25 protein-coding genes are annotated in these 26,895 nt (G+C 60.2%); 10 read left to right on the plus strand and 15 right to left on the minus strand.

The features are described 5' to 3' along the window. Positions 1–56: 56 nt before the first annotated feature. The 3 genes from gpmI to E5180_RS13205 are packed head-to-tail and all read left to right on the plus strand — an operon-like array spanning position 57 to position 4,042. On the plus strand, positions 57–1,574 hold the full coding sequence (gpmI, locus tag E5180_RS13195; protein WP_138924785.1) for a 2,3-bisphosphoglycerate-independent phosphoglycerate mutase: 1,518 nt from the start codon (positions 57–59) through the stop codon (positions 1,572–1,574). Beyond that, entirely contained in the window at positions 1,571–2,701 is a 1,131-nt protein-coding gene (locus E5180_RS13200) for a murein hydrolase activator EnvC family protein (RefSeq protein ID WP_138924786.1), read from the plus strand. The genes gpmI and E5180_RS13200 overlap by 4 nt, the downstream gene beginning before the upstream one ends. A 3-nt stretch (positions 2,702–2,704) precedes the next feature. Continuing rightward, positions 2,705–4,042, plus strand: coding sequence for a S41 family peptidase (locus tag E5180_RS13205; RefSeq protein WP_138924787.1), 1,338 nt, complete (start codon positions 2,705–2,707; stop codon positions 4,040–4,042). Between the two features lie 153 nt (positions 4,043–4,195). Here E5180_RS13205 and E5180_RS13210 read toward each other — a convergent pair whose 3' ends face one another. The 4 genes from E5180_RS13210 to ilvD all read right to left on the minus strand — a co-directional run bounded on the left by E5180_RS13210 (position 4,196) and on the right by ilvD (position 7,790). Next, positions 4,196–4,567 carry a hypothetical protein gene (locus E5180_RS13210; protein WP_138924788.1) on the minus strand — a complete coding sequence of 124 codons (372 nt, stop codon included), beginning with the start codon at positions 4,565–4,567 and terminating at the stop codon, positions 4,196–4,198. Between the two features lie 9 nt (positions 4,568–4,576). After that, the gene (locus tag E5180_RS13215; protein WP_138924789.1) at positions 4,577–5,350 is read right to left on the minus strand and encodes a DUF6478 family protein; all 774 of its coding nucleotides are present in this window, start codon (positions 5,348–5,350) and stop codon (positions 4,577–4,579) included. Between the two features lie 96 nt (positions 5,351–5,446). Continuing rightward, positions 5,447–6,043 carry a hypothetical protein gene (locus E5180_RS13220; RefSeq protein ID WP_138924790.1) on the minus strand — a complete coding sequence of 199 codons (597 nt, stop codon included), beginning with the start codon at positions 6,041–6,043 and terminating at the stop codon, positions 5,447–5,449. After that, complete coding sequence (gene ilvD / locus E5180_RS13225; protein ID WP_138924791.1) at positions 6,024–7,790, minus strand: dihydroxy-acid dehydratase; 1,767 nt, start codon at positions 7,788–7,790, stop codon at positions 6,024–6,026. Before ilvD ends, E5180_RS13220 begins: the two co-directional genes overlap by 20 nt. A 154-nt stretch (positions 7,791–7,944) precedes the next feature. On the opposite strand from ilvD, the gene E5180_RS13230 reads away from it, so the two are divergent. The 5 genes from E5180_RS13230 (at position 7,945) to E5180_RS13250 (ending at position 14,992) form a co-directional block, all read left to right on the plus strand. Further along, positions 7,945–11,046, plus strand: a complete 3,102-nt coding sequence (locus E5180_RS13230; RefSeq protein WP_138924792.1) for an ABC transporter transmembrane domain-containing protein — start codon at positions 7,945–7,947, stop codon at positions 11,044–11,046. Beyond that, positions 11,043–11,933, plus strand: coding sequence for a CPBP family intramembrane glutamic endopeptidase (locus E5180_RS13235; RefSeq protein ID WP_138924793.1), 891 nt, complete (start codon positions 11,043–11,045; stop codon positions 11,931–11,933). The genes E5180_RS13230 and E5180_RS13235 overlap by 4 nt, the downstream gene beginning before the upstream one ends. A gap of 58 nt (positions 11,934–11,991) precedes the next feature. Then, positions 11,992–12,978 carry an acetyl-CoA carboxylase, carboxyltransferase subunit beta gene (accD, locus tag E5180_RS13240; RefSeq protein ID WP_138924794.1) on the plus strand — a complete coding sequence of 329 codons (987 nt, stop codon included), beginning with the start codon at positions 11,992–11,994 and terminating at the stop codon, positions 12,976–12,978. Further along, entirely contained in the window at positions 12,975–14,249 is a 1,275-nt protein-coding gene (locus E5180_RS13245) for a bifunctional folylpolyglutamate synthase/dihydrofolate synthase (RefSeq protein WP_138924795.1), read from the plus strand. The genes accD and E5180_RS13245 overlap by 4 nt, the downstream gene beginning before the upstream one ends. 95 nt (positions 14,250–14,344) lie before the next feature. Further along, the gene (locus E5180_RS13250; protein WP_138924796.1) at positions 14,345–14,992 is read left to right on the plus strand and encodes a hypothetical protein; all 648 of its coding nucleotides are present in this window, start codon (positions 14,345–14,347) and stop codon (positions 14,990–14,992) included. Here the strand turns inward: E5180_RS13250 and zapE are convergent. Next, entirely contained in the window at positions 14,989–16,047 is a 1,059-nt protein-coding gene (gene zapE / locus E5180_RS13255) for a cell division protein ZapE (protein ID WP_138924797.1), read from the minus strand. The two genes, E5180_RS13250 and zapE, sit on opposite strands and share 4 nt — an antisense overlap. 181 nt (positions 16,048–16,228) lie before the next feature. Here zapE and E5180_RS13260 point away from each other — a divergent pair, with 181 nt between their 5' ends. Then, entirely contained in the window at positions 16,229–17,413 is a 1,185-nt protein-coding gene (locus E5180_RS13260; RefSeq protein ID WP_441351452.1) for an MFS transporter, read from the plus strand. On the opposite strand, the gene E5180_RS13265 is transcribed toward E5180_RS13260, so the two are convergent. From E5180_RS13265 to paaI, 8 genes are all read right to left on the minus strand, one after another. After that, a complete protein-coding gene (locus E5180_RS13265) occupies positions 17,410–18,333 on the minus strand; it encodes an alpha/beta fold hydrolase (RefSeq protein WP_138924798.1) in 924 nt (307 codons plus the stop codon). The two genes, E5180_RS13260 and E5180_RS13265, sit on opposite strands and share 4 nt — an antisense overlap. Continuing rightward, positions 18,330–19,250 (minus strand): ornithine cyclodeaminase family protein, encoded by a 921-nt coding sequence (locus E5180_RS13270; RefSeq protein ID WP_138924799.1) that lies wholly within the window; start codon positions 19,248–19,250, stop codon positions 18,330–18,332. The genes E5180_RS13265 and E5180_RS13270 overlap by 4 nt, the downstream gene beginning before the upstream one ends. After that, positions 19,247–19,867, minus strand: a complete 621-nt coding sequence (locus tag E5180_RS13275; protein ID WP_138924800.1) for an HAD family hydrolase — start codon at positions 19,865–19,867, stop codon at positions 19,247–19,249. Before E5180_RS13275 ends, E5180_RS13270 begins: the two co-directional genes overlap by 4 nt. Before the next feature lie 47 nt (positions 19,868–19,914). Further along, on the minus strand, positions 19,915–20,364 hold the full coding sequence (locus tag E5180_RS13280; protein WP_138924801.1) for a YaiI/YqxD family protein: 450 nt from the start codon (positions 20,362–20,364) through the stop codon (positions 19,915–19,917). A 9-nt stretch (positions 20,365–20,373) separates the two neighbouring features. Beyond that, positions 20,374–21,207 carry an S-formylglutathione hydrolase gene (fghA, locus tag E5180_RS13285; RefSeq protein ID WP_138924802.1) on the minus strand — a complete coding sequence of 278 codons (834 nt, stop codon included), beginning with the start codon at positions 21,205–21,207 and terminating at the stop codon, positions 20,374–20,376. A 100-nt stretch (positions 21,208–21,307) separates the two neighbouring features. Then, on the minus strand, positions 21,308–22,237 hold the full coding sequence (locus tag E5180_RS13290) for an AEC family transporter (protein WP_138924803.1): 930 nt from the start codon (positions 22,235–22,237) through the stop codon (positions 21,308–21,310). Between the two features lie 204 nt (positions 22,238–22,441). After that, positions 22,442–23,752, minus strand: coding sequence for a phenylacetate--CoA ligase PaaK (paaK, locus tag E5180_RS13295; protein WP_138924804.1), 1,311 nt, complete (start codon positions 23,750–23,752; stop codon positions 22,442–22,444). Then, complete coding sequence (paaI, locus tag E5180_RS13300; RefSeq protein WP_138924805.1) at positions 23,749–24,186, minus strand: hydroxyphenylacetyl-CoA thioesterase PaaI; 438 nt, start codon at positions 24,184–24,186, stop codon at positions 23,749–23,751. The genes paaK and paaI overlap by 4 nt, the downstream gene beginning before the upstream one ends. A 114-nt stretch (positions 24,187–24,300) precedes the next feature. On the opposite strand from paaI, the gene E5180_RS13305 reads away from it, so the two are divergent. After that, a complete protein-coding gene (locus E5180_RS13305) occupies positions 24,301–24,651 on the plus strand; it encodes a DUF2794 domain-containing protein (protein WP_138924806.1) in 351 nt (116 codons plus the stop codon). A 31-nt stretch (positions 24,652–24,682) separates the two neighbouring features. Here the strand turns inward: E5180_RS13305 and E5180_RS13310 are convergent, their stop codons facing one another. Both E5180_RS13310 and E5180_RS13315 read right to left on the minus strand, forming a co-directional pair. Continuing rightward, entirely contained in the window at positions 24,683–25,492 is an 810-nt protein-coding gene (locus E5180_RS13310; RefSeq protein ID WP_138924807.1) for a C40 family peptidase, read from the minus strand. Next, a complete protein-coding gene (locus E5180_RS13315; protein WP_138924808.1) occupies positions 25,489–26,871 on the minus strand; it encodes a leucyl aminopeptidase family protein in 1,383 nt (460 codons plus the stop codon). The genes E5180_RS13310 and E5180_RS13315 overlap by 4 nt, the downstream gene beginning before the upstream one ends. Positions 26,872–26,895 lie beyond the last annotated feature (24 nt).

The raw sequence follows: 26,895 nt of genomic DNA on the forward strand, positions 1-26,895 counted from the left end.
GTCACAGAGCCGCTAAAAGACGGAAAACCACTGAAAATCTCCGGAGCGGTCTTAGGATGAACACCCCAAAACCTGTCGTATTGTGCATTCTGGATGGGTGGGGCCTGTGCGATGACCCCAAAGGGAACGCACCGCTGCTGGCCAAGACACCGCATTTCGACCGGATCATGCAAAGCTGCCCCTCGGCCACGCTGACCACCTTTGGCCCTGACGTCGGGTTGCCACAGGGGCAGATGGGGAACTCCGAAGTGGGGCATACCAATATCGGGGCCGGTCGGGTGGTGGCGATGGATCTGGGTCAGATTGATTTGGCTATCGAAGAGGGGGCGTTTGCGAAGCATCAGCCTTTGCTCGATTTTATTGCGACGCTGAAAAAGACCGGCGGCACGGCCCATCTGATGGGGCTGGTGTCTGACGGCGGCGTGCACGGGCATCTCACGCATATGATCGCCGCGGTGCACGCGATTTGCGATCACGGTGTTCCGGTGGTGATCCATGCTTTGACGGACGGGCGCGATGTGGCTCCACGGTCGGCACTGGGCTATTTCGAGACGTTGCAAGCGGCGTTGCCCGAAGGGGCGTCCATCGCGACAGTATTGGGGCGCTACTTTGCGATGGACCGCGACAACCGCTGGGACCGCGTGGCCAAAGCCTATGAGGCGATTGTTTTGGCCAAGGGCCGTGCCGCGCCGACCGCGTCCGCTGCGGTGACGGATGCCTACGGGTTGGAAGAGAACGACGAATTTATCACGCCCGCCGTGTTGCATGGCTATGGGGGTGTGCAAGACGGGGACGGGGTGTTTTGTCTGAATTTCCGCGCCGACCGCGCCCGCGAAATCATGTCGGCGCTTGCAGCTCCTGATTTTGATGCGTTCGACACGGGCACGCAACCCAAGTGGTCTGCGGTCATGGGAATGGCGGAATATTCCGATGCGCATATGGCGTTCATGACCACGATGTATCCCAAGCCCGAAATCGTAAATACGCTTGGCGCATGGGTTGCGCAGCATGGCCTGCGCCAGTTCCGTCTGGCCGAGACAGAGAAATACCCCCATGTGACGTTCTTCCTGAACGGCGGTGCGGAAACGCCGTTGATAGGCGAAGACCGCTTTATGCCAAAGTCGCCCAATGTGGCCACCTATGACATGCAGCCCGAGATGTCATGCGGCGAGGTGACGGACCATTTCGTGCAGGCGATCAAGGACCGCTATGACTTGATCGTGGTGAATTATGCAAACCCCGACATGGTAGGGCACACCGGCGATCTGGATGCCGCCATTGCCGCCTGCGAGGCGGTGGATACGGGCCTTGGCCGTGTGCTCGAGGCGCTAGAGGATGTCGGCGGGGCGATGATCGTCACGGCGGACCACGGCAATTGCGAAACCATGATTGATCCCGACACCGGCGGCGCGCACACGGCACATACATTGAACCCCGTGCCGGTCGCGGTTGTGGGCGGGCCCGAAGGGGCTAGCTTGCGCACAGGTCGGTTGGCCGATCTGGCCCCCACGGTCTTGCAGTTGATGGGATTGAAACAGCCTGCCGAGATGACGGGAAAGTCCTTGCTCGAATGATCCGCTTTTGTGCCCTTGCTCTGATGATCTGGCCGGTCAGCGTGGTTGCGCAGACAGAGGCGGCTGAACAGGCGCGTCGTGCGATGGCCGATCTTGAGGCGGCCTCTGTCCAGTTGGATGCAGCGAGTGGTGCGCGGGACCGTGTTCAGGCACTAACCCAGACCATTCAGGCGTTTGAAACGGGTCTTGGTGCCATGCGCGAGGGGCTGCGTCAGGCGGCCATCAACGAGGCCCAGCTGAGCAAGAAACTACAGGCCCGCGATGGCGAGGTCGCGCAGTTGCTGGGTGTGCTACAAAGCATTGGCGGAAACCCGTCGCCCACGTTGTTCCTGCACCCCGAAGGGCCGGTAGGCACGGCGCGCGCGGGCATGTTGTTGGCCGAGCTGACACCCGCGTTGAACACCCGCGCCGATGTGTTGCGGCAGGATTTGCAAGACGTCCAGACGCTGCGCGCACTGCAAACTGATGCGGCACAGCGCCTGCAGGACGGGCTGACCGAAATCCAGCGGGCCCGTACCGAATTGAACCAGGCCATGGCCAACCGAACCGACTTGCCCAAACGCTTTAGCGAAGACCCGGTCCGCACCGCGATCCTGATTTCCACCTCGGAAACACTGTCGGGGTTTGCCAGCGGCCTTTCGGAAATGACCTCAGAGCCGATCGCGGACGCGCCGGCTGATTTCGAAGGGCAGAAGGGCGAACTTGCCATGCCGGTGCAAGGCGTGATCCTGCGCCGCGCCAATGAAACCGATGCCGCAGGGGTGACACGCCCCGGTATTATCCTTGCCACACGCCCGCGTGCCATCGTGACATCGCCAACAGCGGCAACAATCCGCTACACCGGCCCCCTTTTGGACCTTGGCAACGTGGTCATTCTTGAACCTCGGGCCGGCGCGTTGTTTGTGTTGGCGGGGCTGGATGTGGTGTATGGCGAGGCAGGACAGGTGATCGGGGCGGCAACGCCTATCGGTCTGATGGGCGGCCCGACCGGGGTAAATCAACAGGCGCTCTCACCAAATGGTGATGGGGCTGGCATAGAGCGTTCAGAAACGCTCTATATAGAAGTAAGAGAGAACAATGTTCCGCAGGACCCGTCAGACTGGTTCCGAACTGATAAGGATGGATAAACGATGAAGAAGTTCGTGATGGCTGCCGTGGGCGGTACGCTGGCAGGGGTGATTGCCACGACGCAGATTGCGGGCCCTTTGCTGGCGCAGGAAACCGAAAAAAGCAGCAACGTCTATGAACAGCTTGATCTGTTCGGGGACATCTTTGAACGCATCCGCGCCCAATACGTCGAAGAGGTTGATACCGAAGAACTGGTCGAGGCCGCAATCAACGGCATGCTGACCTCGCTTGATCCCCACTCCAGCTATCTATCGCCAAAGGACGCGCTAAAAATGCGCGACCAGACGCGCGGAGAATTCGGCGGGCTTGGCATTGAGGTGACGCAGGAAGAGGGCTTCGTCAAAGTTGTTTCCCCCATCGACGGCACGCCTGCCTCTGAGGCGGGGATCGAAGCGGGCGATTTCATCACCCATGTGGATGGCGAAAGCCTGCTGGGTCTGACCCTGGATGACGCCGTTGAACTGATGCGCGGACCTGTCGGGTCCGAAATCGCGATCACCGTAGTGCGCGAAGGTGAGACCGAGCCGTTTGACGTGTCGCTGGTGCGGGATACCATCCAGCTGACCGCGGTGCGGGCGCGTACCGAGGGCAACGCTGTTGTCTTGCGTGTCACGACGTTCAATGAACAGACCTACCCCAAGCTGAAAGAAGGCCTGGACGAGCAGGTCAAAGCCGCCGGCGGGATCGAGAACGTCAGCGGCTTTGTGGTCGATCTGCGCAACAACCCCGGTGGGTTGCTGAACCAAGCGATCGCCGTGTCAGATGCCTTCCTTGAAGAAGGAGAGATCGTCAGCACACGTGGCCGTGATGCGGCAAATGGCGACCGCACTAATGCGACGCCGGGTGATCTGGCCGAGGGTAAGCCGATTGTCGTGCTGATCAACGGCGGCTCTGCTTCCGCCTCCGAGATCGTTGCCGGTGCCTTGCAAGACCACCGACGCGCGATTGTGGTGGGCACAAAAAGCTTTGGTAAAGGGTCGGTGCAAACGATCATGCCGCTGCGGGACGAAGGGGCGATGCGCCTGACCACGGCGCGGTACTACACGCCGTGGGGCCGCTCTATCCAGGCGCTCGGGGTGTCCCCTGACATCATCGTCGCACAGCCTCCGACCAAACCTGCGGACCCCGAAGACGAGGATACAGCAGCACGCCCCCTGCGTACCGAAGCAGATCTGCGTGGCAGCCTCAACAATGACAGCCTGACCGACGATCAGGTCGACCAGATCATGGAAGACCGTGCCAAAGCCGAAAAAGCCGCGTCCTTGCGCGAAGAGGATTATCAGCTGGCCTATGCCATCGACATCCTCAAAGGCCTGTCCGCACTTGGCCCGAAAAAGTAAACGTCGCACTCAAAAGCTATGAAAAAAGGCCGGTCCGCAGTCATGCGGGCCGGCCTTTTGTTATTTCTGCCCGGGTTTCGTCGGGGCCAACTAAAGCGATCGGCCGCGGGGGCATCCCCAGCCTCACCATAGGGTTGGCGCACGAAGCGTCCGTCAGCTGGTTTCGACGCAATGCCGCCGAAAGGCCCGTTTAAGCATATCCAGCTCTGCACGCAGCAAATCCACCTCGGCACGCAGGTTCGGGCCCGTCACCTCGTCCCCGATCAGGGTGATTTTGGCCAGTGTCGTGCAGGATGTCCGATCTGCGATCAGCAGGGTATGGATGCCGTCGGCAATTGCCGCAGCGGGAACGGGGATGCTGAGCACCCAATGGTCAGACCCCGCGTTATGTACCAGCTTTATGCCCGCCACGTCGGCATCGGCGTGGGTGACTGCAAGATCGGGTTGGGCGTCGCCCGCGCCGGTGACGATCCCTTGCCACGTGCCATCGATCATATGGGTCTTGGTGAGGGTCAGGTTGCTCATGCGGGGCTCCTACAACTGGGCGCGCGGGCGGCGCGAAAAGGTCAGGTCACGCAGCATGATCTGGTTCATCTCGGGCCCTTCAAAAATCAGGTCGATCCAGGCTTTCTCCACGCGCTTTTCATTCAGGTTGGAATAAGCGAGGTCGAACTCTGCTGTGATGTCGGTTTTGTCCAGCGGCAGTTCCTGAACCATCTGTTCTGTATTGGGGCCGTGGCGGATATTGAGACGGGCGAAGATCTCGATGGGTTTTTCCATCTCGATCACAGCATCCACACGCAGGACATGGGTCCGCTTAAGCCCCTCGACGCAGTCATCCGGCAAATCCAGAACCAGCGACAGGAACGACCCGTCAAACCGATAGACCTCCAGCCTCAGCCCATAGGGTGCCAGGTGGGTCTCTTCGAGATTGCGGATTTGCCGGATGCCCAATTCTGACAGGATGCAATCGTGAAAGATCGTGACCTCGTCGCCCATGGTCGCTTTGGGCTGAACTGACGACAGGCCAGAGTGCGCCAATGGTGCGCGCCACAGCTGCGGACGCCAGGACCAGTCGGTGTTATGCGGGCGGAAGAATTTCGTGGACCCGACGCGGGGCAGGGCAAGTCGGTCTTCGGCGGTATAGATCAGCTTGTCCAGATGTCGGCGCAACGCGCGGGCTTGACCTGCTTGCTTGCGCAGCACCGAGATGTCGGTGTGGGGGGCACGGTCTGCCTTGGCTGACCAGCGGCGGGTGAACCGCGCGATCATGGCGCTGTCGATCAGCTTTTTCCCAAGTTTGCGCATGGTGCCTGTTACCCCGATTAAGGATTGGGTTGTTGGTCGTACCCTACCGGCTGCGGCTTGGGGGCACAAATGAAATGGCGGGGTGTAATTGGCGCGTTAGTTGCGCTTGGCGACGGTGGTTTGCGCGGGTGCGCTTGCCTTCATGCTACGGGTGATCAACTGAGACAGCACCCCGCGCCCAGAGGAGCTTACGATATCGCCGCGTTCCGGACCGTAGACCGCGATGCCGGCGGTTTGTGTGCCCATCCGCGCCACGCCTCGCCATTGGTTCGGGGAAAGACCGCCCACAGGAATACGCCCTTGAGCGCGGAAAGTGACGTGATTTACGCCCTTTTCCACATTGCTCACGTTTTGCAGCGCGGTTTCTGCCGCGATCTGCTGTGCGCTTGGCAAGGGGCCGGATTTGGACGGGGTCAGGCTGACTGTGATCAACCCGCGCGGTGCCGCCCCCGCAGAGGCAGGTGCCCCTAACCCGTCACAGCGTGCAACCACGGCAAAGCGGGCTTCGAGGCTGGTCTGGTCGATGCAGAAACCGTCGGGGGCGACCAATTCGACCCCGCCGGCCATTTTTGCACGCGACAGCGGTGGCTTGGCAGCACCCGAAGACGCGCCAAACCCCTGACCGCCCTCGCAGGCGGTCAGAAGCACCAGCCCAAGGGCCGCGACCGGACCTTTACAGGTCCATGTAGTCATGGGTTTCCGCCTTTGCGCCGGGATGCGTGACCGCACCCAGATAGGTTGGGCCCACAAGCTGCGCGTATTTCCACAGTGCGCCGCTTTGGTAGTTGGTCTTGCGCGCACCGGGCCAAGCGGCTTTACGCTCTGCCATTTCATCGTCCGAGATATCGACCGAGATAGAGCCGGTGATCGCGTTCAACGTGATCATGTCGCCCGCCTTGAGCAGGGCAATCGGGCCGCCATGTGCGGCTTCGGGACCAACGTGACCGACGCAGAAACCGCGTGTCGCACCAGAGAAACGGCCGTCAGTGATCAGCGCGACTTTTTTGCCCATGCCCTGACCGGAAAGTGCCGCTGTTGTCGCCAGCATTTCGCGCATGCCGGGGCCACCGGCGGGGCCTTCGTTGCGGATCACGAACACGTCGCCTTCGCTGTAGGCGCGGTTTTGCACGGCTTCGAAAGCGTCTTGCTCACATTCAAAGATCAGCGCCGGACCGGTAAACACGATGTCCTCTTCGGACATGCCCGCGATTTTCACGATCGCCCCTTCGGGGGCCAGGTTGCCCTTCAGGCCCACGACGCCACCGGTTTTGCTGATCGGCGTTTCGATGGCGTGGATGACTTTGCCGTCTGCTTCGCGTTCGATCATGTCCAGCTCTTCGCCGATAGACCGGCCCGAAACTGTCAGACAGTCAGCGTGCAGCAGCCCAGCCTTGCGCAGTTCCTTCATCACAACAGGCACACCGCCCGCGTCATACAGGTCTTTCGCCACATGTGACCCGCCGGGTTTCATGTCTACGAAATAGGGCGTGTCGCGGAAGATTTCGCACACATCGCTGAGGTCAAACGAGATGCCCGCCTCGGCGGCCATGGCTGGCAGGTGCAGGCCGGCATTCGTCGACCCGCCTGTGCATGCAACGATGCGTGCCGCGTTTTCAAACGCTTCGCGGGTACAGATGTCACGCGCACGAATGTTCTTTTCGATCAGGTGCATCACCGCTTCGCCCGAGGCGGCCGCATAGGCGTCACGCGATACATAGGGTGCGGGCATGCCCGAAGAGTTCAACAGCGCAAGGCCGATCGCCTCAGAGACGCAGGCCATGGTGTTGGCGGTGAACTGGCCACCACAGGCACCGGCCGTCGGGCAGGCCACGCGTTCCAAAATCTCGAGGGCGGCTTGCGACATGCTGCCGTTCTGGTAGTTGCCCACGGCCTCGAACACGTCTTGCACGGTCAAATCACGGCTGGCGAATTCGGCAGGCACATCCGCACCTTCCGGCACTTTGCCCGGCAGGATCGACCCGCCATACAAGAACACAGACGGCACGTTCAGACGCAGCATCGCCATCATCATGCCGGGCAGCGATTTGTCGCAGCCCGCAAGTCCGACGATCGCATCGTAACAGTGCCCGCGCATGGTCAGTTCCACGGTGTCGGCAATCGCCTCGCGCGATGCAAGCGACGACCGCATGCCCTCGTGGCCCATAGCGATACCGTCGGTCACGGTGATGGTGGTGAATTCGCGCGGCGTACCCTGCTGCGCCTTGACGCCGATCTTGACCGCTTGGGCCTGACGGTTCAGCGCGATGTTACACGGGGCCGCTTCGTTCCAGCAGGTTGCCACGCCCACCAGAGGCTGGTGAATCTCTTCTTCGGTCATGCCCATTGCGTAATAATAGGACCGGTGCGGCGCGCGCTCTGGCCCTTCGGTCACGTGCCGGCTTGGCAGTCTGGATTTATCAAAGCGGGTGTTGGTGGACATGTGGCAGGCCTCTCTGAGTGGACGTTTACACCGGAATAGCCACCCAGACCTGCCGCTGCAAGGCTCAAGCCACCAGTTGAACAGCGGGGGCTCTGCGCGTAGGTGTTTAGCCGAACCTTGGCTCTGTGCCGCCCCCTAGCGAAAGCGACCCTGCATGGAGCAGTCGATTTTTTCCTTTATTTGGAAATACTCCCGTCGGGAACAGTTGGTTTTGCTTGTCCTGACGCTGATTACCTTCCCCTTCCTCTATGTCACACTCGAACTGCCCAAGCGTATCATCAACGACGCAATCGGGGCCGAGACGGATGTGATCGACGCCTTTGGAATGTCGTTCAGTCAGGTGCAATTCCTGATGCTGCTGTGTTTTGCCTATCTGTTTGCGGTGCTGATCCACGGTCTGATGAAGATGCGTCTGAACACGATGAAAGGCGTCTTGGCTGAACGGCTTTTGCGGCGGTTCCGGTATCAGCTGATCGCCCGCATGATGCGGTTTCCACGCAGCTATTACGAAAATACCAGCCAAGGCGAACTGGTGTCGATGGTAACCTCGGAGGCGGAGCCGATGGGGGGGTTGATGGGCGATGCCGTTGCCCAACCCGTATTTCAGGCGGGGCAGATGTTGATCATCTTGCTGTTCCTCTTTTTGCAATCCCCGTGGTTCGGACTGGCAGGCGTCGCGCTGATCCCGTTGCAGGCCTATCTGATCCCGATGTTGCAGCGGCAGATCAACCTGCTGAACAAAGACCGCATCAGAGAGGTGCGGCACCTGTCGTCGGAGATTGGCGAAACCGCGGCCGGCATCACGGACCTGCGCACCAATGGCGGCTGGCGCTACCGTTTGGCGTTGTTCACCGACCGGCTGGGGTACTTGTTCGAGATCCGCTTTCAGATCTACCAAAAGAAATTCTTTATGAAGTTTTTGAACAACTTCATCACCCAGCTTACGCCGTTCTTTTTCTATGCTGTCGGGGGCTATCTTGCGATTAAGGGACAGATCACCGTGGGCGCGCTGGTCGCGGCGCTGGCAGCCTACAAGGATTTGTCCAGCCCGTGGAAAGAGTTGCTAACCTACTACAACCAAACGCAGGATATGTCGCTGCGGTGGGATGTGGTCGTTGAACGGTTTGCGCCACGCGGAGAGATTGACGCAAGCCTGTTCGAGGGCGAGCCTGCCGAAATCCCCCACCTGCGCGGAGCTATCGTGCTTGAACACGTGTCCCTGCGCACACCGGATGGTAATACGATCTTGGACGATCTCAACCTCGAGATTCCCAAGGGCGCACGGGTGGCAATCGAGATGCCCAACCAGACCGAACGCACCGCCTTGGCAGAGCTTCTGACCCGAGAGGCGTTACCGAGCCGCGGTCGGATCACCATGGCAGGGCATAATCTTGCAGAGCTGCATCAGGCGGTGTTGGCCGCACGCATCGGCTATGCCCATTCGAACCCCTATTTGTTTCAGGGCACTGTCGGGGATAACCTGCTGATGTCGCTCAGGTCGAGCCCCAAGACCGTGCTGTGGGACCCGAAAATGACCGACCGCGCGGCGATAGAAACGCAGCGATCGGGCAACAGTCTGGACAGCACCAAAGCCGATTGGCTGGATCCGGGGCTGGCCAATTTGAACACCCGCTCCGATATTTATGACTGGTGGTATCAACTGGTCAGCGCCGTGGGCACCCAGGACGTGATGTTCCGCGCCATGGCCGTCGACCGGATGAATCCTGAGAAACACCCCGAACTTGCGGCGCGTGTCGTAGCCTTGCGTGACGAGGTGCACGAGCGGCTCAAGGAACAGGGGCTTGATAAAGTGGTGCACCGCTTTGATCCCGACCGGTTCAACCCGGCGTTGGCGCTTGGGGGTAACCTGATGTTCGCCGCGCCGATCCGCAGCATTTCGCAAGCCGGTCTCGCGTTGGAACGCAGCTTTCTGGCGATGATCATTGAACAGGGGCTTGCCGAGCAGGGGATCGCGATTTCCCAGACGCTGGTGGAAACGCTGCACCAAACCTTTGGCCGGGATGGCACAGACCACCCGCTGTTTACCGCCCTTGGCATCGAAGAAGAGCTGTACGATCAACTGGTCGACATTGCGCTGCGCCGCCGCGCCAACGGTGACGAAGCGCTAAGCGAGGATGAATTTTCGCTGCTTCTGACGGTGCCCTTTGCCTTCACCGCCGAACAGATCGGCCCTGCATTTCCCGAAACCTTTAAGGATGAAATCCTCAGGATCCGTAAAAATCAGGGGGCCGCGATGCGCGAACGGGCACGCGACCTGTTCGTACCGATTGCGTCCGACCAATATTTGCCGCGCCTGACTGTGCTTGAAAACGCGCTGTACGGCCGGATATCTGCTGTGGCGGGTCTGCAGGCTGATCTTATCCTTGATGTGGTGTCGGATGTGTTCAAGAAACACGGTCTGCAACAGGATGTGGCGCTGAATGTCTTTGATCTACCAGTCAGTATCGGCGGGTCGAACATATCGACGATGTTTCAAGAACGGGCAGGGTTCAGCCGCGCAGCGATGAAGCGCCCGGATATTTTGATCCTGAACCAGTCCCTCGCGGGTCATGATGCCGAAGGTCTTTCGCGCTTGCGCAACAAGATAGGTGAACTGCTGCCCGAAACGACCCAGATTTTCATGAACACCACATTCGCCAATCCCGATGATTTTGACGTCTACATCAAAATACGCGGCGGGCGCGTTGATGGTCTGGCACAGGTCGATACGCCGAACCAGGATGACAGTATTTCCGATGATTTACGGCGCAAACTTCGGATCATCGCGCGCAACGAATTGTTCGGAAACCTCGACTCGCGCAATCAAAGGCTGCTGGCTTTTGCAGCGCAGTGGTTCTCTGTCGACAAAGGAGAGGTGATCTTTGCGCAGGACCAGCGCCCGGATGCCGTATATCTGTGTCTGGCGGGCAAGGGAGAGCTGACCTGGCGTGACCCCGAAGGCTTGGCGCATCACGTGTCGACCGTCGAAAAGGGCCGCTTGATCGGTGACCTTGCGGTCATCGTCAACGAGCCGCGGCAGATGGATTTTGTCGCGCTTGAAGACAGCCGGTTCCTGCGGATCGGGGCAGATCAGTTCCGATCGGTGGTCGAAAACGACCGTGTCATTCTGCTGAGCCTCCTGCGGACGGTGTCGGGCCACCTGACCAACGCCGCCGACTTGCTTCGTGCGGCACGGGTGGATATCCCGCGCGAAGATGAACCGTTGCCCCCGCCCGTAGGAGATGACCCCACGTGACCCGATACGCTGCCCACAAAGCCTTTATCGCGCCGGCGATTCCTTCGGCAGCACCGTGGCGTCTGATCGTCGGATTTCTGGCGGCAACCGCGATCTATCTGCTGCTGAACAACCTGATGTTCACGACGCTGTTCAAACTGATGGGCCCGCGTGCGGATGGTTTCTATGACAGTTTGTTGACGGGCCAAACGCCCATGGCGATGCTTTTGCTGCTTGGCAGTTTCGGCCTGATGACTGTCGGCGTGGCAGTGGTGGCGCGCCTGATCCACAAACGTCCCGTGCGCGGCCTGATGGGGCCGGCACATCTGGTGGCACCGCAATTCTGGTCCGTGCTCAAGATACTGGTGCTGCTGGGGGTGGTCACATATCTGCTGCCACCGTGGAACCTTGGGGCACCCTATGTGCCCAACCTTGCGCTTGGCACGTGGCTGCTGCTGCTCCCATTTTCTCTGTTGGGGGTGCTCGTACAGGTCAGTGCCGAAGAGATCGTCTTTCGCGGATATGTACAACAGCAGCTTGCGGCACGGTTTAGCTCGCCGCTGGTGTGGATGGTGTTGCCGGCGGTGATTTTCGCGCTTGGCCACTATCTGCCTGATCAGGCCGGCGAAAATGCGCTGGTTATCGCGCTGTGGGCCGGTGTTTTTGGCATGCTGATGGCGGATCTGACTGCGCGGGCGGGGTCGTTGGGGCCCGCTATTGCCGTGCATTTTTGTAATAATGTCGCGGCCATCGTGATCACCTCTATGCCTGATGATCTGTCGGGTCTGGCGCTGTATCTGACCCCCTTTGGAATGAACGACACCGAGGCCTTGCGCGCTTGGTTGCCCGTCGATTTCGCGCTGATGATGGTCAGCTGGCTTGCCGCGCGGCTGGCGATCCGGCGTTGATTGCAATTTACATCGCGTCAGCTTATCTGGAAAGCGAAACTGGAAGCAAAGGTTCACCATGAACTGGATCAACAACTACGTCCGTCCCCGGATTAATTCGATCTTCTCGCGTCGCGAGACGCCGGACAATCTGTGGACGAAATGCGAAGAATGCGGCACCATGCTGTTCCACCGCGAGGTGTCGGACAACCTGAACGTCTGCACCAGCTGTGGTCACCACATGGCGATTACCCCGCGCGAACGGTTCAAAGCGTTGTTCGACGGCGGCATTTTTACCGAGGTAAAAGTCCCCGCGCCAACGCCGGACCCGTTGCATTTTCGCGATCAAAAGAAATACCCTGACCGCATGAAGGCCGCCCAAAAGCAGACGGGCGAAGCCGAGGCTATGCTGGTCGCCACCGGTGAAATCGGCCGCACGCAAATCGTTGCGGCGGGGCAGGATTTCTCGTTCATGGCCGGGTCCATGGGCATGTATGTCGGGAACGCCATCATTGCCGCCGCCGAAAAGGCGGTAAAGCTGAAATGCCCGCTAGTGCTCTTCTCCGCAGCAGGTGGCGCGCGTATGCAAGAAGGCATCCTGAGCCTGATGCAGATGCCCCGCACGACGATCGCTGTGCAGATGCTGAAAGAAGCGGGGCTGCCCTATATTGTCGTGCTGACGCACCCCACCACGGGCGGCGTCACTGCGAGCTATGCGATGTTGGGCGACGTGCAGATTGCCGAACCTAATGCGCTGATCTGCTTTGCCGGACCTCGGGTCATCGAACAGACCATCCGCGAAAAGCTGCCCGAAGGGTTCCAACGTGCCGAATATCTGCTGGATCACGGGATGCTGGACCGCGTGACGCCGCGCACAAAGATGCGCGACGAGCTGATAGATATCACGCGCATGCTGATGAAGCTGCCTCCTGCGGTACGGGGTGATCTGCCGGCACCCACCGAGGGCGGCGACCTATCCCATGCGTTGACCCCCGCACCTGAGGCCGACACCCCAGCTGTTGCTGCGCCGACCAAGGGTACGGCTTCGAACGCCAAAGCGAAATGACGCAGAAGACATCGGATGCAGTGCTGGCGCGCATGATGGCGCTGCATCCCAAGATCATCGATCTGACGCTGGATCGCATGTGGCGGTTGCTTGATGCTTTGGGTAACCCACAGAATGATCTGCCGCCCGTCATCCACATCGCTGGGACCAACGGCAAGGGCTCTACCCAAGCAATGATCCGCGCCGGGCTTGAGGCCGATGGCCATCGCGTGCATGCGTATACTTCACCGCATCTCGCGCGTTTTCACGAACGCATTCGCCTTGCCGGAGCGCTGATTTCCGAAGCCGCGCTGACTGAACTGCTGGATGAATGCTATGCCGCGAACAATGGCGAAAGCATTACATATTTCGAGATCACAACCTGCGCCGCACTGCTGGCGTTTGCCCGTACTCCGGCGGAGTATACCTTGCTTGAAGTCGGGCTTGGCGGGCGTCTCGATGCGACGAATGTTGTGGACCAACCTGCGTTGACAGTGATCACGCCGGTGTCCATCGATCACCAGCAGTTTCTGGGCACGACCCTGCCCGAGATCGCAGGCGAAAAAGCTGGCATCATCAAGCGGCGCGTCCCTTGCGTTGTCGGCCCTCAACAAGACGCGGCCCTCGAGGTGATAGAGGCGCAAGCCGCCCGCCATCACGCCCCGATCCTCGCCTACGGCCAGCAGTGGCATGTCGGGCAAGAGGCCGGTCGTATGGTCTATCAGGATGACGCGGGGCTGCTTGACCTGCCCAAACCTAACCTATTGGGCGCACACCAGATTTCTAATGCGGGTGCGGCTTTGGCAGCGCTAAGGCAGTTGGGTGTCTCGGCCGAGGCCTGCGAGGCAGCCGTCACCCGTGCCGCGTGGCCTGCACGAATGCAGCGGTTGCGCGAAGGGCCATTGGTCGACAGCGCACCCAAGGCTGAATTATGGCTGGACGGGGGGCATAATCCGGCTGCGGGCGATGCGATCGCGGCTGTCCTGGACGCACTTCCCGCGCGGCCGACGTATCTCATTTGTGGCATGTTGAATACAAAGGACATCGGCGGCTATCTGCGCCCATTGGCGGGGCATGCAGAAAAGCTGTTTGCGGTATCCATTCCGGGAGAGGCGGCGACCCTGCCCGCAGAAGAAACCGCGCGGGCTGCAGCCGAGGCCGGATTGTCCGCACATGAAGCGCTCGGGGTGGCCGAGGCACTAGCGACGATCGTCGCGGATGTGCCTCATGCACGGGTGCTGATTTGTGGATCGCTTTATCTGGCCGGAGCGATTTTGCGGGAAAACGGATAGCGTTTTAACTAATAGAATTGGCTATATTTACGATTTATAGGGGATTTGCGTACTAGGTTCCGAGGGTAACTTTTTGCCTTTGGGGGGCCAATGCAATGATCAAACCATATCAGAATTTCCCTGCGCTGCGCAGGATCGCTTTCGGACATCTACAACTGATTGCGATCTTTATAGGGGTGACGTTCATCGTCGATCACTGGCGGTCGGCGGATGGCGCTAATGTTGTGCAGGGCTATATCAACGGGGGGGTGTCACGCCCGTCTGTCGGTGGGCCCGCCTTTGTGCCGCTGTCGCCGGCAGCGCTGCTGAACAAGATGCACAAGGATGCTTCGTTCGACGTCGCCCATGCGGTAAGCGCGATCGTGCAGTCTTTTGACGACACACGACAGGGACAAGTGCTTGAATCCTATTTGATCTGGGCAATCAGTACAGAACGGTCGGACAGCTATATCGACACCCTATTAAATAGCGCGGCAGCCAAGGGCGATTTCAATGTTCCGTTGGCGCTGACAACCCCGTCAGGTGCATTCAATACTGCTGGTTTTCTCACCTCGGTTGTTATTGCGGAACGCAAAGCACTTGCAGCTCGTGATGCGGCCAGCGATCAACAAGCCACATCGCAGGAAGGCCAGCGGATCAACCGGTCGGTCGCATTCTATCACAGTCAGGCTGCACCAGTGCGTCTGGCAGCGTTTGACCCATCAAGCAGCTGGGTGACCTCAGGGGGGCAGCAGCGCAATTAAGCGCCCCAGCCTTCCGCCTGCATTTCGCGCAGACGGGACGCTGTACGCTCAAACTCAAAGGTACCCTCACCCTCTAGATACAACATTTCGGGTTCGGCAGATGCAGAACAGATCAACCGCACCTTGGCTTCATAAAGCGCGTCAATCAAAGTCACGAAACGCTTTGCCTCGTTGAAGTTCGACCTGCCAAGGCTGGGGATGTCATCCAGCATCAACACGCGCACGGCCTCTGCCAAGGTCAGGTAATCCGCTGCACCCAAGGGCTGACCGCACAGCGCGTGAAACTTGGCGCGGGCCACCCCGTTGCGAAACTCCGGGACCACCACATCGCGACCTTTAACCCGCAAGACCAGCTCCTCCCCCGGTCCGCCGGCCAGATCGTTCCAGACAGCATCCATCGCAGCACGGCTTTCAGGATTGACGGGGGTGAAATAGGATTTCGTACCAGCCAGCCGGTCCTGTCGGTAGTCCCGCGGACTGGCAAGCTCAATCACCTTCATCTTCTCTTTGATCAATTCGATGAAGGGCAAGAAAATCTGACGATTCAGCCCGTCTTTGTACAGATCATCCGGTATCCGGTTCGAGGTCGTCACCACAACCACGCCAGCGGCGAAAAGGGCTTCGAACAGGCGTCCGACAATCATCGCATCGGTAATGTCGCTGATCTGCATCTCGTCAAACGCCAGCAGCTTCACATTTGCCGCGACCTCTGCCGCCACGGGTGCAATAGCATCATCCACACCGGTTTTCCGGGCCTCGTGCATCGCGTTGTGAATTTCCTGCATGAACGCATGAAAATGCACGCGCCGCGTAGGCACATCGCCCATATTCGCTGCGAACATATCCATGAGCATCGACTTGCCGCGCCCCACACCCCCCCAAAGGTAAAGACCCTGTGGCGGTTCGGGTGCGCGTTTGAAAAACCCTTTTTTCTGCGGGGCCATCAACGCACTTCGGATGCGGTCCAGCTCTGGCAAAACGGCTTCTTGTGCCGCATCTGGCGACAGGCTGCCATCGGCAATTCGGTCTTCGTAAATGGAACGTAAATCGGTCATATCCCCGACTTACAACGTGCCACCTGCTTTGAAAAGAAGCACTGAAGGCCGACCTGACCGTATGATTGAAATTGACCCTCTCGGTTTCAAAGCTACGGTGGCGACAACAGCTTCGGGGGGCGTCGTGGAAAAGAACGCATCAATCTTTACACCAGTGCTGATCGTCGGGTGTTTGATCATCATGGTCAGCTTCGCCGTGCGCGCATCCTTTGGTGTGTTTCAAATCCCGATCGCAGAAGAATTCGGCTGGCTCCGATCAGAGTTTTCGTTAGCCATCGCGATCCAGAACCTCGCGTGGGGCATCGGGCAACCGATCTTTGGCGCGATGGCAGAAAAAATCGGTGACCGTCGCGCCATCATCATCGGGTCCGTGATCTATGCCGTGGGGCTGGTTCTATCGGCCAATTCCGTGTCCCCCATCGAACATCAAACCTATGCGTGGCTGGTCGGCTTCGGGATCGCGGGGACGGGATTTGGCGTTATTCTGGCTGTGGTTGGCCGCGCCTCTACCGCCGAAAACAGGTCGATGTCGCTGGCCATCGCCACCGCTGCGGGCAGCGCGGGTCAGGTCTTTGGGGCACCGGTGGCTGAATGGCTGCTGGGTTTCCTCAGCTGGCAGGCGACATTCCTCGTCTTTGCCGGCGCGATCATGGCGATGCTTTTGACGCTGCCGTTGATGCGCACGCCTGCCATGGCAAGCAAGGCCGAGCTGGAAGAAAGCCTGTCACAAATCTTGGGCAAAGCGCTGCGCGATCCGACATTTACCTTCATTTTTATCGGCTTTTTCTCCTGCGGGTATCAGCTGGCTTTTATCACCGCACATTTCCCCGCCTTCGTGACAGAGCTCTGCGGTCCTATCCTTGCCGGTGGCGTGCTGCATAATATCGGGATCACGACGACTTCGGCGCTTGGCGCGGTTGCGATTTCGCTGATTGGTCTGGCCAACATCGCCGGTACCTTGCTGGCGGGGTGGGCCGGTAAGCGGTATTCCAAGAAATACCTTTTGGCGGCGATTTATACGGGGCGTACCGTGATCGCGGCGCTCTTCATTATGCTGCCGATCACGCCGGTATCGGTCATTCTGTTCTCTGTCGGCATGGGGGCGTTGTGGCTGGCAACGGTGCCGCTGACCAGTGGTTTGGTCGCGCATATCTATGGGCTGCGCTATATGGGCACGCTGTACGGAATTGTGTTTTTCAGCCATCAATTGGGCAGCTTTTTAGGCGTTTGGCTGGGCGGGCGGATGTACGATGCTTACGGCGATTACACGGTCGTGTGGTGGATCGGCGTGGCCGTCGGCGCGTTTAGCGCACTGATCCATCTGCCGATCCGCGAACGCCGGTTGCCCGGACTGGTGACGACTTAGGGCGTTGCGCTGATATGCGCCCTGATCGCCGCGACAATCTGGGGCGCGTGGGTATAGGGCAGGCCATGGCCCGCACCTGTGATCACCTCGTGTTCGGCGGTCCGGTTCCATTCGGCGAGGCTGCCAATGGCTGAAGCGGGGATCACCCGATCCTCGTCGCCCCACACCGCCAGTACAGGGATGTCGAACGACTGGATCGCGCGGTGTTCGTCGCGTAGCACGTCAGCCAGAATACCGCGGCGGCTGGCCAGCACCGCGGGAACATAATGCTTATAGTCCAGCTGCTCTGCCTGATGGTCATGGATATGTGGCACCTGCACGGGGGTGTCGCGTTCGGCCTTGATGCCGCGGCGGAATGTGGGTGGGAAAAGCACCAGCATCAGCCAATCGCCAATAACCGGCGTTTTGGCCATGAAATCTACCAGCTTGTTGTGCGCCAGCCCCATGCCTGCCGGTGCCAGCAAGATCAGCCGTTCGACCCGGTCGGGGAAGGCGGCGGCAAAACAGGACGCGATGGAGCCCCCCATGGAATAGCCCAACAGGGTAAAACTGCCGGTCACGTCCTGGTCTTCCAGCAGGTCTTGTAGTTGTTTGATAAAGAACTGTCGGTCCTGCGGTCCGGAAGGGCGGTCTGAATATCCCCGCCCGTAAAGATCATAGGTCAAAGTGCGATAGCCCATCGATGCCAACCCCCGGGCCACAGCGCGCCAGGCAAGGCTGGGGGTGGTCAGCCCGTGCACACAGACAGCAACAGGCCCTTGGGCGGGGCCGATCCATTCATAGTGGGTCACGCCGCCTGGCAGCTCTGCAAACTGGCCAGAAGCGCTGCCCCGGTCCGCGTCCTCCATCTCGGCGCGGTTGCGTTCAATCACAAGCGGGATCGCAACCACCAGCATACCAAGTAGGAGAAACCAGATCATCTACGCGCGCGCCACCGGTCAAGGATGTAGCGGCTGGTCATCAGGTCCAGATGCGCGCCCCCGCCGTTTTTGAACAGGGTGATCTCGTCGTCTGACTGGCGGGTAAAGGATCCCATATCATAGTAATCCGCGACGATGTCATTGGCAGAAAGCACCCCTTGGGCGATGGGGATTTTCAGCTCTCCGATGTGGTCAACCGTGGTGTCGAGGCTGTCGACGAATAGTCTTGTTTTGGTCAGCGCCGCGTCGTCTACCTCGCGCATGTCGGGGCGATAGGCTCCGATCAGGTCAAGGTGCTGGCCGGGTTGCAGCCACGCGCCCTTGATCAGCGGTTCGATCGACATGGTGGCGCTGGTGATGATGTCCGCGTGGCGCACGGCGGTCTCAAGGTTGTCGGCGATCTTCAGACCCTTGATATCGCGGGCCATCGCTTGCGCATTCGGGGCAGAGCGGTTCCACACGGTAAATTCGGCATCGGGAAAGACCGCGCTATAGGCGGCATGCAGTCCGCGCCCTTGGGTGCCTGCGCCGACAATCAGGATTTTGCGGCTGTCAGGGCGGGCAAGCTTGCGGGCCGCCAGCAGACTGTCACCGGCGGTTTTCCATTTGGTAACAAGATGAAAATCCACCAGCGCCTCGAGCGCGCCATGATCGTCGGCATAAAGCGACACGCCACCGTTCACCATAGGTGCCCCTTTGGCGGGGTTGTCGGGAAAGATGGTGGCGGATTTCACGGCCAGCCCCAGCCCGTCGATCCAGGCGGCGCGGTTCAGCAGCGTGTCCTTGCCACGGTACAAAAACGTATCCGAAATCTCGGCGCGCGGTAGTTTGTGGCCGGCGGCCAGCGCATCGGTCAGGCCGATCCAGTCCAGCAGCGCCTCGCCTTGGTCAAAGGGGATAATATCGAACTGGGTCATGCGGCTTCTTCCTCGGTCAGCAGACCTGCGGTGACCAGCCTGTCTGCCCACCCGTCCGGTCCGGTGAAGTGGTGGGTTTGCCAGCCACGGGCGTTTGCGGCGTTGATATTGTCAATGCGGTCATCGGCGAACAACAGCGCGTCGCCTGACAGGCCTGAGGTATCTTCAAGTGCGGCATAGATCGCAGGGTCCGGCTTGATCATGCCCATATGGCCCGAGATAAAATCGCGATCGAACGCACGCAAGAATGGGTAGTGCTGCGCCGCAAGATCATAGGACTGGATGCCGAAATTGGTCAGCGAAAAAACAGGCACGTCCTTGGCCTGCAGCGCTTCTTTCAGCCGCAATGAGCGGGGGATCACGGGCGCTGCCATCTCGATCCAGCGGTCGTGCCACATGCGGATTTCGGCGCGCCACGCGGGGTTTTCCTCGGCGGCGGCATAGATCGTGTCGGTAAAATGCTGCCCGCTGTCGACGCGGTCGTTCATGCCGTGCAGGTCGACTTCGGCGAACATGGCGCGGCGGCGTTCCTCTCCGATGACGGAATCGTAGAACCGTTCGGGCTGCCATTCGATCAGCACATTTCCAATGTCAAAGACGACTGCTGCTGGTTTCATGTGCTCTTCCTTTTGCCGGGTCCGAAGGGGTCTTGCTGCCCCGAGCCCTACCGTTGTGCCGCGCGAAGTTCGCGCTCTAGTGCTTCCAGAAAACGGGAGCGGTCTGCCTTTGTAAACCCTTTGCCACCGCCCTGACGGAACGGGTCGGCGGCGCGCAGGTCGGTCATCAGATCGCGGGTTGCCAGCACGTTACCGATATTGGCCGAGGTCAGCGCTTCGCCGTTGTGTTTCAGCACCCGTGCGCCCGCTTCGACGCAGCGCGCCGCTAGGGGGATATCGCCCGTGACCACCACATCGCCAGGGCCGCAGCGGTCTGCGATCCAGATGTCGGCGATGTCGGGGCCGTCGGGGACAATCACCGTTTCGACCAGTGGGTTCTGCGAGGGGCGCAGCCCGCCGTTGGACACCACATACATCCGTACCTTGTGACGGGTGGCCACGCGTTCGGCCTCTGCTTTGACGGGGCAGGCATCAGCGTCGATATAAAGCGCGGTCATTGTCCCAGCCTATCGCGCATACAGGGCGTCGGCATGGAACGCGATGTGGTCTTCCATGAACGTCGAGATGAAGAAATAGCTGTGATCGTACCCCGGTTGCATCCGCAGTGTGGCATTCTGGCGCGCCTTCGCTATCGCCTCGGCCAATGCTTCGGGCTTGAGCAGATCAAGGAACTGATCATCCGTGCCCTGATCAATCAGGATCGGGCCGTCAAAACCGCGTTCGGCCATCAAAAGCGTTGCGTCATGTTTGGCCCATGTGGTTTCGTCATTGCCAAGGTATGCGGCCAGCTGTTTGCGACCCCAATCGCTGCTGGTGGGGTGGGCGATCGGTGCGAAGGCAGAGACCGAGGTAAACCGTCCCGGCAAGTTCATCGCCAATGTCAGCGCCCCGTGCCCGCCCATCGAGTGCCCGCAGATCGCCTGACGGTCCATATCCAGCGCGAAATTTTCGCCAAGCAGCGCAGGCAGTTCGTCGGCGATATAGTCCCACATCTGGAAATGCGGCTTCCACGGGTCTTGTGTGGCGTTCACATAAAAGCCCGCGCCTTTGCCCAGATCATAGGCGTCATCATCGGCCACATCATCCCCGCGCGGCGATGTATCAGGAAAAACGACTGCGATCCCGTGTTCAGCGGCCCATGCCTGTGCCCCTGCCTTGGTCATCGCGTTTTCGTGGGTGCAGGTCAGGCCTGACAGGAACCACATCAGCGGTACCGGTCCCTGCTTGGCCTCTTCGGGGAGGAACAGGGCAAAGGTCATATCGCAGCTGCAGGCCGTGGAGCGGTGGGAATAGACGCCTTGGGTGCCTCTGAAGCTGGTGTTCTCGGAAATCGTTTTCATCGGGCGTCTCCTGTGTCTGGTTGGTATATGGCTATCGGGCATCGACGCGGGCGGCAAGGGCGGGACGCTGCGCGGCGCGTATTTGCGAAAAGGGTGAAGGCTACAGGCCCGTCACCCATGCGATCACGAGACTGACGCTGAGGATGCTGAACAGCGTTGACACCAGTATCGCAGCAGAGACACGTTGCGGCCCTACGTTGTAGTGTTGGGCGAGCATATAGACATTGCCCGCAACGGGCAGCGCGGCGGTGGCGATGATAACACCTGCCTTATACGGGTCCACATGGAACAGCCACAGCGCAGCAAGGGCGACAAACGCGGGGTGCAGCACCAACTTGCAAAAAGACAGCCAGCCTGCAACGTGCAGTTTTTCGGCAGATTTTGTGGCCAGCGAGGCGCCGATTGCGAACAACGCGCCAGGGGTTGCCGCACCGCCCAGGATCGCCAGAAAGTCATTCATCGGGGCCGGAATGGGGATGCGCAGGCCGGACCAGAAGAAGCCCAATGTCATCGCAACGATCATCGGGTTTTTCACCAGCCCCAAGCCAATGGTGCGCAAGGCGCGCAAGCTAAGTTGGCCGTCGCGCGACCCGGTGATCAGGATGACGATGAGGCTGGAGAAGACGATCAGATCTACCGCCAGTGCTAGTACCACAGGGCCGATTGCCTCTGCCCCGAGCAAAAGCGTGAGCATGGGGACGCCAAGAAAGCCGGTGTTGCCGATGACGGCGCATTGCGCCTCCATTGCGGTGCTGGGAACGTCAAGCCCGCGCCAAAAGCCGACCAACGTGGCGATGCCATAGACGAACCCTGTTCCCCACAGATAGGCCGCGACAAGCCGTGTGTCCCAGACCTCTGCCAGGGACAGATTGGCAGAAAAGCGGAACAGCATGGCGGAGAGCGCAAAATAGAAGACGAACTTGGTCAGATAGGCCGTGGCTTCTGCGGTGAAGAACCGTGTGCGCCCGGCCCAATAGCCCAGACCGATCAGCGCGAAAAAGGGCAGTGTTTTGAGAAAGATCGCCAGCATGTGGAATTGGTAGCGGCTGCTTGTGCTTCGTGCAACGGGGCAACAGTGCTGTGATGCAAATACATCTGCTTTGGGTGGGGGACGCTGTCAGTTCAGGGGGCGGAGCGTGGCAGTCTATTCGGCAGCGTCCCCGCAATTTCAGAGGTCTAGATCGACCGCGTGGTGGCGTGCGCGGCCGATGGGTTTGCAGGCGCGCTGCGGCGGCTAGCCTTTGGGGCGGTTGTCGATGATGCGCACGGCTTTGCCTTCGGAGCGGGTGATGCTGTTCACATCGCCCACGTCGATTTGCACGCTGATGCCCACGGTCTCTTTGATCTGCGCGGCCAGTTGTTGCGCTGCAGCCTCACGGGCGAGTCCGCCAACGGTGGCGTCGGCACATTCGCACAGCACGCGCATCTGATCCATCCGGTCCGGTTTGCTCAGCTCGATCTGGAAATGCGGGGCGAGTCCGGGTGTCGCCATCAGGGCTTCCTCGATCTGCGTGGGGAAAACATTGACGCCGCGCAGGATGATCATATCGTCGCTGCGGCCGGTGACTTTTTCCATCCGGCGCATGCTGCGCGCGGTGCCGGCCAGCAGGCGGGTCAGGTCGCGGGTGCGGTAGCGGATGATCGGAAACGCCTCTTTGGTGAGCGATGTAAACACCAGTTCGCCTTTTTCGCCGTCGGCTACGGGCTGGCCTGTTTCGGGGTTGATCACTTCGGGATAGAAATGATCCTCCCAGATGTGCAGCCCGTCCTTGGTCTCGACGCATTCGCAAGAGACACCGGGGCCCATGATCTCGGACAGGCCATAGATATCAACGGCGTGCATATCGAACGCCTGTTCAATCTCGATCCGCATGGCGTTGGTCCAGGGTTCGGCCCCGAAGATACCCACCTGTAGCGAGGAGTGGCGCGGGTCGATGCCTTGACGCGCGTATTCGTCGAGGATCGATAGCGCGTAAGAAGGCGTCACCGTGATGCCGTCGGGCTTGAAATCTTCGATCAGGCGCACCTGCCGCGGGGTCATCCCGCCCGAGATCGGCACCGTGCTAAGCCCGAGGTTATCAGCCCCCAGATGTACCCCTAACCCGCCCGTAAACAGCCCATACCCGTAAGCATTGTGCAGCATGTCGCCGGGTTTGAGCCCCGCAGCACGCAGGGACCGCCCCATGACAGTTCCCCAATTGGCGAGGTCGTTTTTCGTATAACCCACGACCGTTGGCTGGCCCGTCGTGCCCGATGACGCATGGATGCGCGCCAGCTGGTCGCGGGGCACGGCGAACATGCCAAAAGGGTAATTATCGCGTAGATCGGTTTTAACGGTGAAGGGGAACTTTGCAAGATCCGACAGGCTGTGTAGGTCGTCGGGGTGTACGCCCGCTGTGTCAAAGCTTTGGCGGTAAAAGGGGACGTTCGCATAGGCGTGGTGCAGTGATTTCTTCAGCCGCTCCAGCTGTAGGGCGCTGATTTCATCGCGGCTGGCAAGCTCGATCGGGTCGAGGGATGATCGGGCGGGCGTGAGGTCTTTCATGGGGTCATTTCCTCCTCGAAATGATGGCCTTTGATGGTGCGTGACAGGCCACGGAACAAGGCGATGGTGCGCCCGTCCTCCCCCGTGACTGTCACGTCATAAACGCCGGAGCGTCCGGTTTTTGATTGTTCCCGCGCTGTTGCCAGCAGTCGTTCGTCCGGTTTGCCGGGGGCGAGGTAGGAAATCTGGTTCTGTTGGGCCACGGCAAGCTGGTTGTAGCTGTTGCAGGCAAAGGCAAATGCGCTGTCCGCGAGGGTAAAGATATACCCGCCGTGTGCGATGCCGTGGCCGTTAAGCATGACCGGGGTGATCACCATCGACAGGTCTGCCTCTCCGGGGCCGATATGGTCGATCCGCATGCCCAACGACTGGCTTGCTGTATCGGTTGACCACATGGCGGCAGCGGATTTTTCAGCACGGAGTTGCGGGGTCATGACGGGCCTTTATGTTTCACATTTTGAATGCTTGCACAGATAATGTAACGCGTTCAAGAGATTTGATCTGCGGGCTCTCTTGATTTGAGCGTCGAAGGGCGCAACTGTCAAAGTATGACAGTGCATATCCATCCCTCACACCCGCAGAACGAACGCGCGCCCGAGCAGGTTTCCTTTCACCGGACCGAACTTGGCCCGATCCTGTCGCTTTACGGCCGAATGGTCGCGGCGGGTGAATGGCGCGACTATGGCATCTCTTTGCTGCGAGAGGTTGCTGTGTTTTCGATCTTTCGCAGGACCGCCGAGATACCACTGTACCGCATCGAGAAGCGCCCCAAGTTGCGGATGAAACAGGGGATGTACGCAGTCATTGGTGCCAACGGGCAAGTGCTGCGGCGCGGTCAGGACCTTGCCTCCGTGCTGCGGGTGCTCGAGCGCAAGATGATCCGTTCGGTAGACAACTAACCGATCGCGTGCGCGGTAACCGGGGATGGATCTAAGGCCATTTGGAAGGGCTTAGGCGTTTGTGTCCGGTCAGCGGGCCGTCGATTTTGGCGATACGTGTCAACGCGTCCTGAACGGGTTCGCGTGTGACGGCCATGTGATGCGCGTTTGCGTGGATCATCGTGGTGGGGTCAAGCACGAGTGCGACATGACCTTTCCAGAACAGCAGATCATTGCGCCGGATATCGCGGGGGGTATGGCTTGAATCGGGCACGGGGTCGGCAAAGCTGGACTGCTGTTGGTCACTGTCGCCGGGGCAAGGAATGCCGCAGGCAAGGAAAGCGGCCTGCACGAGGCCCGAGCAATCGATCCCCCAGCGGCTGTTCCCCCCCCACAAATATGGCGTGCCCAAAAACATCTCGGCCACGGCGGCGGGATCGCTAAAGTGGTGCGGCAGCGGCGCAAGATGTTGGGTCGGGATATAGCCGAGCGCGGTTTGCGCAAACCGGCCTTCTGTCTGGGTCACGGCAACACGGCTGCCAAAGCTGAGCGCACTGACATCGGGTGATTTCAGGTCGGCGTGGGCATAGGCGTGGGTGGCCGGTGCGGTCACGACATGGGTTGGTGTGGTCACAGGGCCGATGGCAGTTTCGTTGACATAGCCGCAGTAGCTATCCTTGGTCAGTTGCACATAGGCGCTGCCGTTGACGCGATCCAGCACGGTCAGCATCTCACCGTAGAGCGCCTGCCGGTCGCGGGGGCAAGTCGGGCTGCGGTCAAGATCGGTGACCGGCACGATGATTTGCGCCGTAGTTTTCTGGGTGATGAGCGCGGGGTTGGGAGACAGACGGCGGTCGGTCATTTGGATAGAAACGTCCCAAGGCTGGCATGTAGCGCACGGGTTGCCTGTCCGACGCCGCCTTTGGCGCGGGCGGGCGCTGCGGCGGGTTGCCAGCCATAGATGTCGAAATGCGCGTAAGGGCTGTCGGTGACAAAGCGACGCAAGAAAAGGGCCGCCGTGATGCAGCCCGCGAACCCGCCCGAGGGGGCGTTATCCAGATCGGCGATGCCGGGTTCGATCAATGGTTCGTAGGGCGCGTGGAACGGCATGCGCCAGACGGGGTCCGCCTGCGTGACCGCGGCGGTTTCAAGTGCGGCGATGAAATCGGGGTCATCGCTGAAATAGGGCGCAAGATCAGGACCCACAGCGACCCGCGCGGCACCGGTCAACGTCGCCATAGAGATGATCTGGTCGGGTTTGTCCTCATCCGCCAGTGCGAGTGCATCGGCCAGCACCAACCGCCCTTCGGCATCGGTATTGTTGATTTCGACCGTGAGGCCCTTGCGTGATGTCAGGATATCCTGCGGGCGGAAGGCATTGCCGGAGACCGAATTTTCAACAGCGGGAATCAGCACGCGTAGCTGCACGTCCATTCCCGTGGCCATGATCATATGCGCCAGCCCCAGCACCGCTGCCGCACCGCCCATGTCCTTTTTCATCAGACCTATCGAAGCGCCCGGCTTCAGGTTCAGCCCGCCGGTATCAAAGCAGACGCCTTTGCCGACAAGCGTCAGTGTCTTGCCGCTGTTGCCCCAGTTCATATCAATCAGGCGGGGTGCGCGGTCGGCGGCGCGGCCCACGGTGTGGATCAGGGGAAGGTTCTGGGTCAGCAGATCGTCGCCGGTGATCACAGTGATGCGGGCCCCGTGTCGGTCAGCAAGCTTGCGCGCGGCGTCTTCCAGATCGGGCGGCCCCATATCAGAGGCAGGCGTGTTGATCAGATCGCGGGTCAGCATTTCCCCTTCGGCGAGGGCGCGGATGTGATCGGCGTCAACTCCGTCTGGCGCGACAAGGCGTGCGGCCATCGGCGATTGCGTGGCGTAACGGTCGAACCGGTATGAGGCGAGCAACCAACCCAGCGTTTCAACGGCCAAGTCAGCCGGGGATAGGTCGGCGTGTAGCGCATAGTCACCCTTGGGCAGCTTGGCCGCGGCCCCTGCAAGATGAAAGCGCCCCCGTGTGCGGCTGTTGGCTGTGCCATACCCCGCCAGCGCCATGCGAAGCGACCCGTCATCGCCCGGCAGCGTCAGGGCCTGTCCCAAGGCACCGGTGAACCCCTGCACCTCGACCCATTTACGCACTGCGGCGGGCTGGCCGTCGAGCCAGCCTGGCAGGGCGTCGCACCCGATCAGATGAAGCGGAATCGCAGAGGCGGTGGGATCGGCGAAGAGAGCGGGCATGGGGCAAGGCCTTTCGTGCGTGGT

The sequence above is a fragment of the Sulfitobacter sp. BSw21498 genome (assembly GCF_006064855.1).
Classification (GTDB): domain Bacteria; phylum Pseudomonadota; class Alphaproteobacteria; order Rhodobacterales; family Rhodobacteraceae; genus Sulfitobacter.

Excerpts from the sequence above, each read along its gene's own strand:
- gpmI (WP_138924785.1), top strand. The coding sequence starts at position 57 with ATGAACACCCCAAAACCTGTCGTATTGTGCATTCTGGATGGGTGGGGC.
- E5180_RS13200 (WP_138924786.1), top strand. The coding sequence starts at position 1,571 with ATGATCCGCTTTTGTGCCCTTGCTCTGATGATCTGGCCGGTCAGCGTG.
- E5180_RS13205 (WP_138924787.1), top strand. The coding sequence starts at position 2,705 with ATGAAGAAGTTCGTGATGGCTGCCGTGGGCGGTACGCTGGCAGGGGTG.
- E5180_RS13210 (WP_138924788.1), bottom strand. The coding sequence starts at position 4,567 with ATGAGCAACCTGACCCTCACCAAGACCCATATGATCGATGGCACGTGG.
- E5180_RS13215 (WP_138924789.1), bottom strand. The coding sequence starts at position 5,350 with ATGCGCAAACTTGGGAAAAAGCTGATCGACAGCGCCATGATCGCGCGG.
- E5180_RS13220 (WP_138924790.1), bottom strand. The coding sequence starts at position 6,043 with ATGACTACATGGACCTGTAAAGGTCCGGTCGCGGCCCTTGGGCTGGTG.
- ilvD (WP_138924791.1), bottom strand. The coding sequence starts at position 7,790 with ATGTCCACCAACACCCGCTTTGATAAATCCAGACTGCCAAGCCGGCAC.
- E5180_RS13230 (WP_138924792.1), top strand. The coding sequence starts at position 7,945 with ATGGAGCAGTCGATTTTTTCCTTTATTTGGAAATACTCCCGTCGGGAA.
- accD (WP_138924794.1), top strand. The coding sequence starts at position 11,992 with ATGAACTGGATCAACAACTACGTCCGTCCCCGGATTAATTCGATCTTC.
- E5180_RS13245 (WP_138924795.1), top strand. The coding sequence starts at position 12,975 with ATGACGCAGAAGACATCGGATGCAGTGCTGGCGCGCATGATGGCGCTG.
- E5180_RS13250 (WP_138924796.1), top strand. The coding sequence starts at position 14,345 with ATGATCAAACCATATCAGAATTTCCCTGCGCTGCGCAGGATCGCTTTC.
- zapE (WP_138924797.1), bottom strand. The coding sequence starts at position 16,047 with ATGACCGATTTACGTTCCATTTACGAAGACCGAATTGCCGATGGCAGC.
- E5180_RS13260 (WP_441351452.1), top strand. The coding sequence starts at position 16,229 with ATGGTCAGCTTCGCCGTGCGCGCATCCTTTGGTGTGTTTCAAATCCCG.
- E5180_RS13265 (WP_138924798.1), bottom strand. The coding sequence starts at position 18,333 with ATGATCTGGTTTCTCCTACTTGGTATGCTGGTGGTTGCGATCCCGCTT.
- E5180_RS13270 (WP_138924799.1), bottom strand. The coding sequence starts at position 19,250 with ATGACCCAGTTCGATATTATCCCCTTTGACCAAGGCGAGGCGCTGCTG.
- E5180_RS13275 (WP_138924800.1), bottom strand. The coding sequence starts at position 19,867 with ATGAAACCAGCAGCAGTCGTCTTTGACATTGGAAATGTGCTGATCGAA.
- E5180_RS13280 (WP_138924801.1), bottom strand. The coding sequence starts at position 20,364 with ATGACCGCGCTTTATATCGACGCTGATGCCTGCCCCGTCAAAGCAGAG.
- fghA (WP_138924802.1), bottom strand. The coding sequence starts at position 21,207 with ATGAAAACGATTTCCGAGAACACCAGCTTCAGAGGCACCCAAGGCGTC.
- E5180_RS13290 (WP_138924803.1), bottom strand. The coding sequence starts at position 22,237 with ATGCTGGCGATCTTTCTCAAAACACTGCCCTTTTTCGCGCTGATCGGT.
- paaK (WP_138924804.1), bottom strand. The coding sequence starts at position 23,752 with ATGAAAGACCTCACGCCCGCCCGATCATCCCTCGACCCGATCGAGCTT.
- paaI (WP_138924805.1), bottom strand. The coding sequence starts at position 24,186 with ATGACCCCGCAACTCCGTGCTGAAAAATCCGCTGCCGCCATGTGGTCA.
- E5180_RS13305 (WP_138924806.1), top strand. The coding sequence starts at position 24,301 with ATGACAGTGCATATCCATCCCTCACACCCGCAGAACGAACGCGCGCCC.
- E5180_RS13310 (WP_138924807.1), bottom strand. The coding sequence starts at position 25,492 with ATGACCGACCGCCGTCTGTCTCCCAACCCCGCGCTCATCACCCAGAAA.
- E5180_RS13315 (WP_138924808.1), bottom strand. The coding sequence starts at position 26,871 with ATGCCCGCTCTCTTCGCCGATCCCACCGCCTCTGCGATTCCGCTTCAT.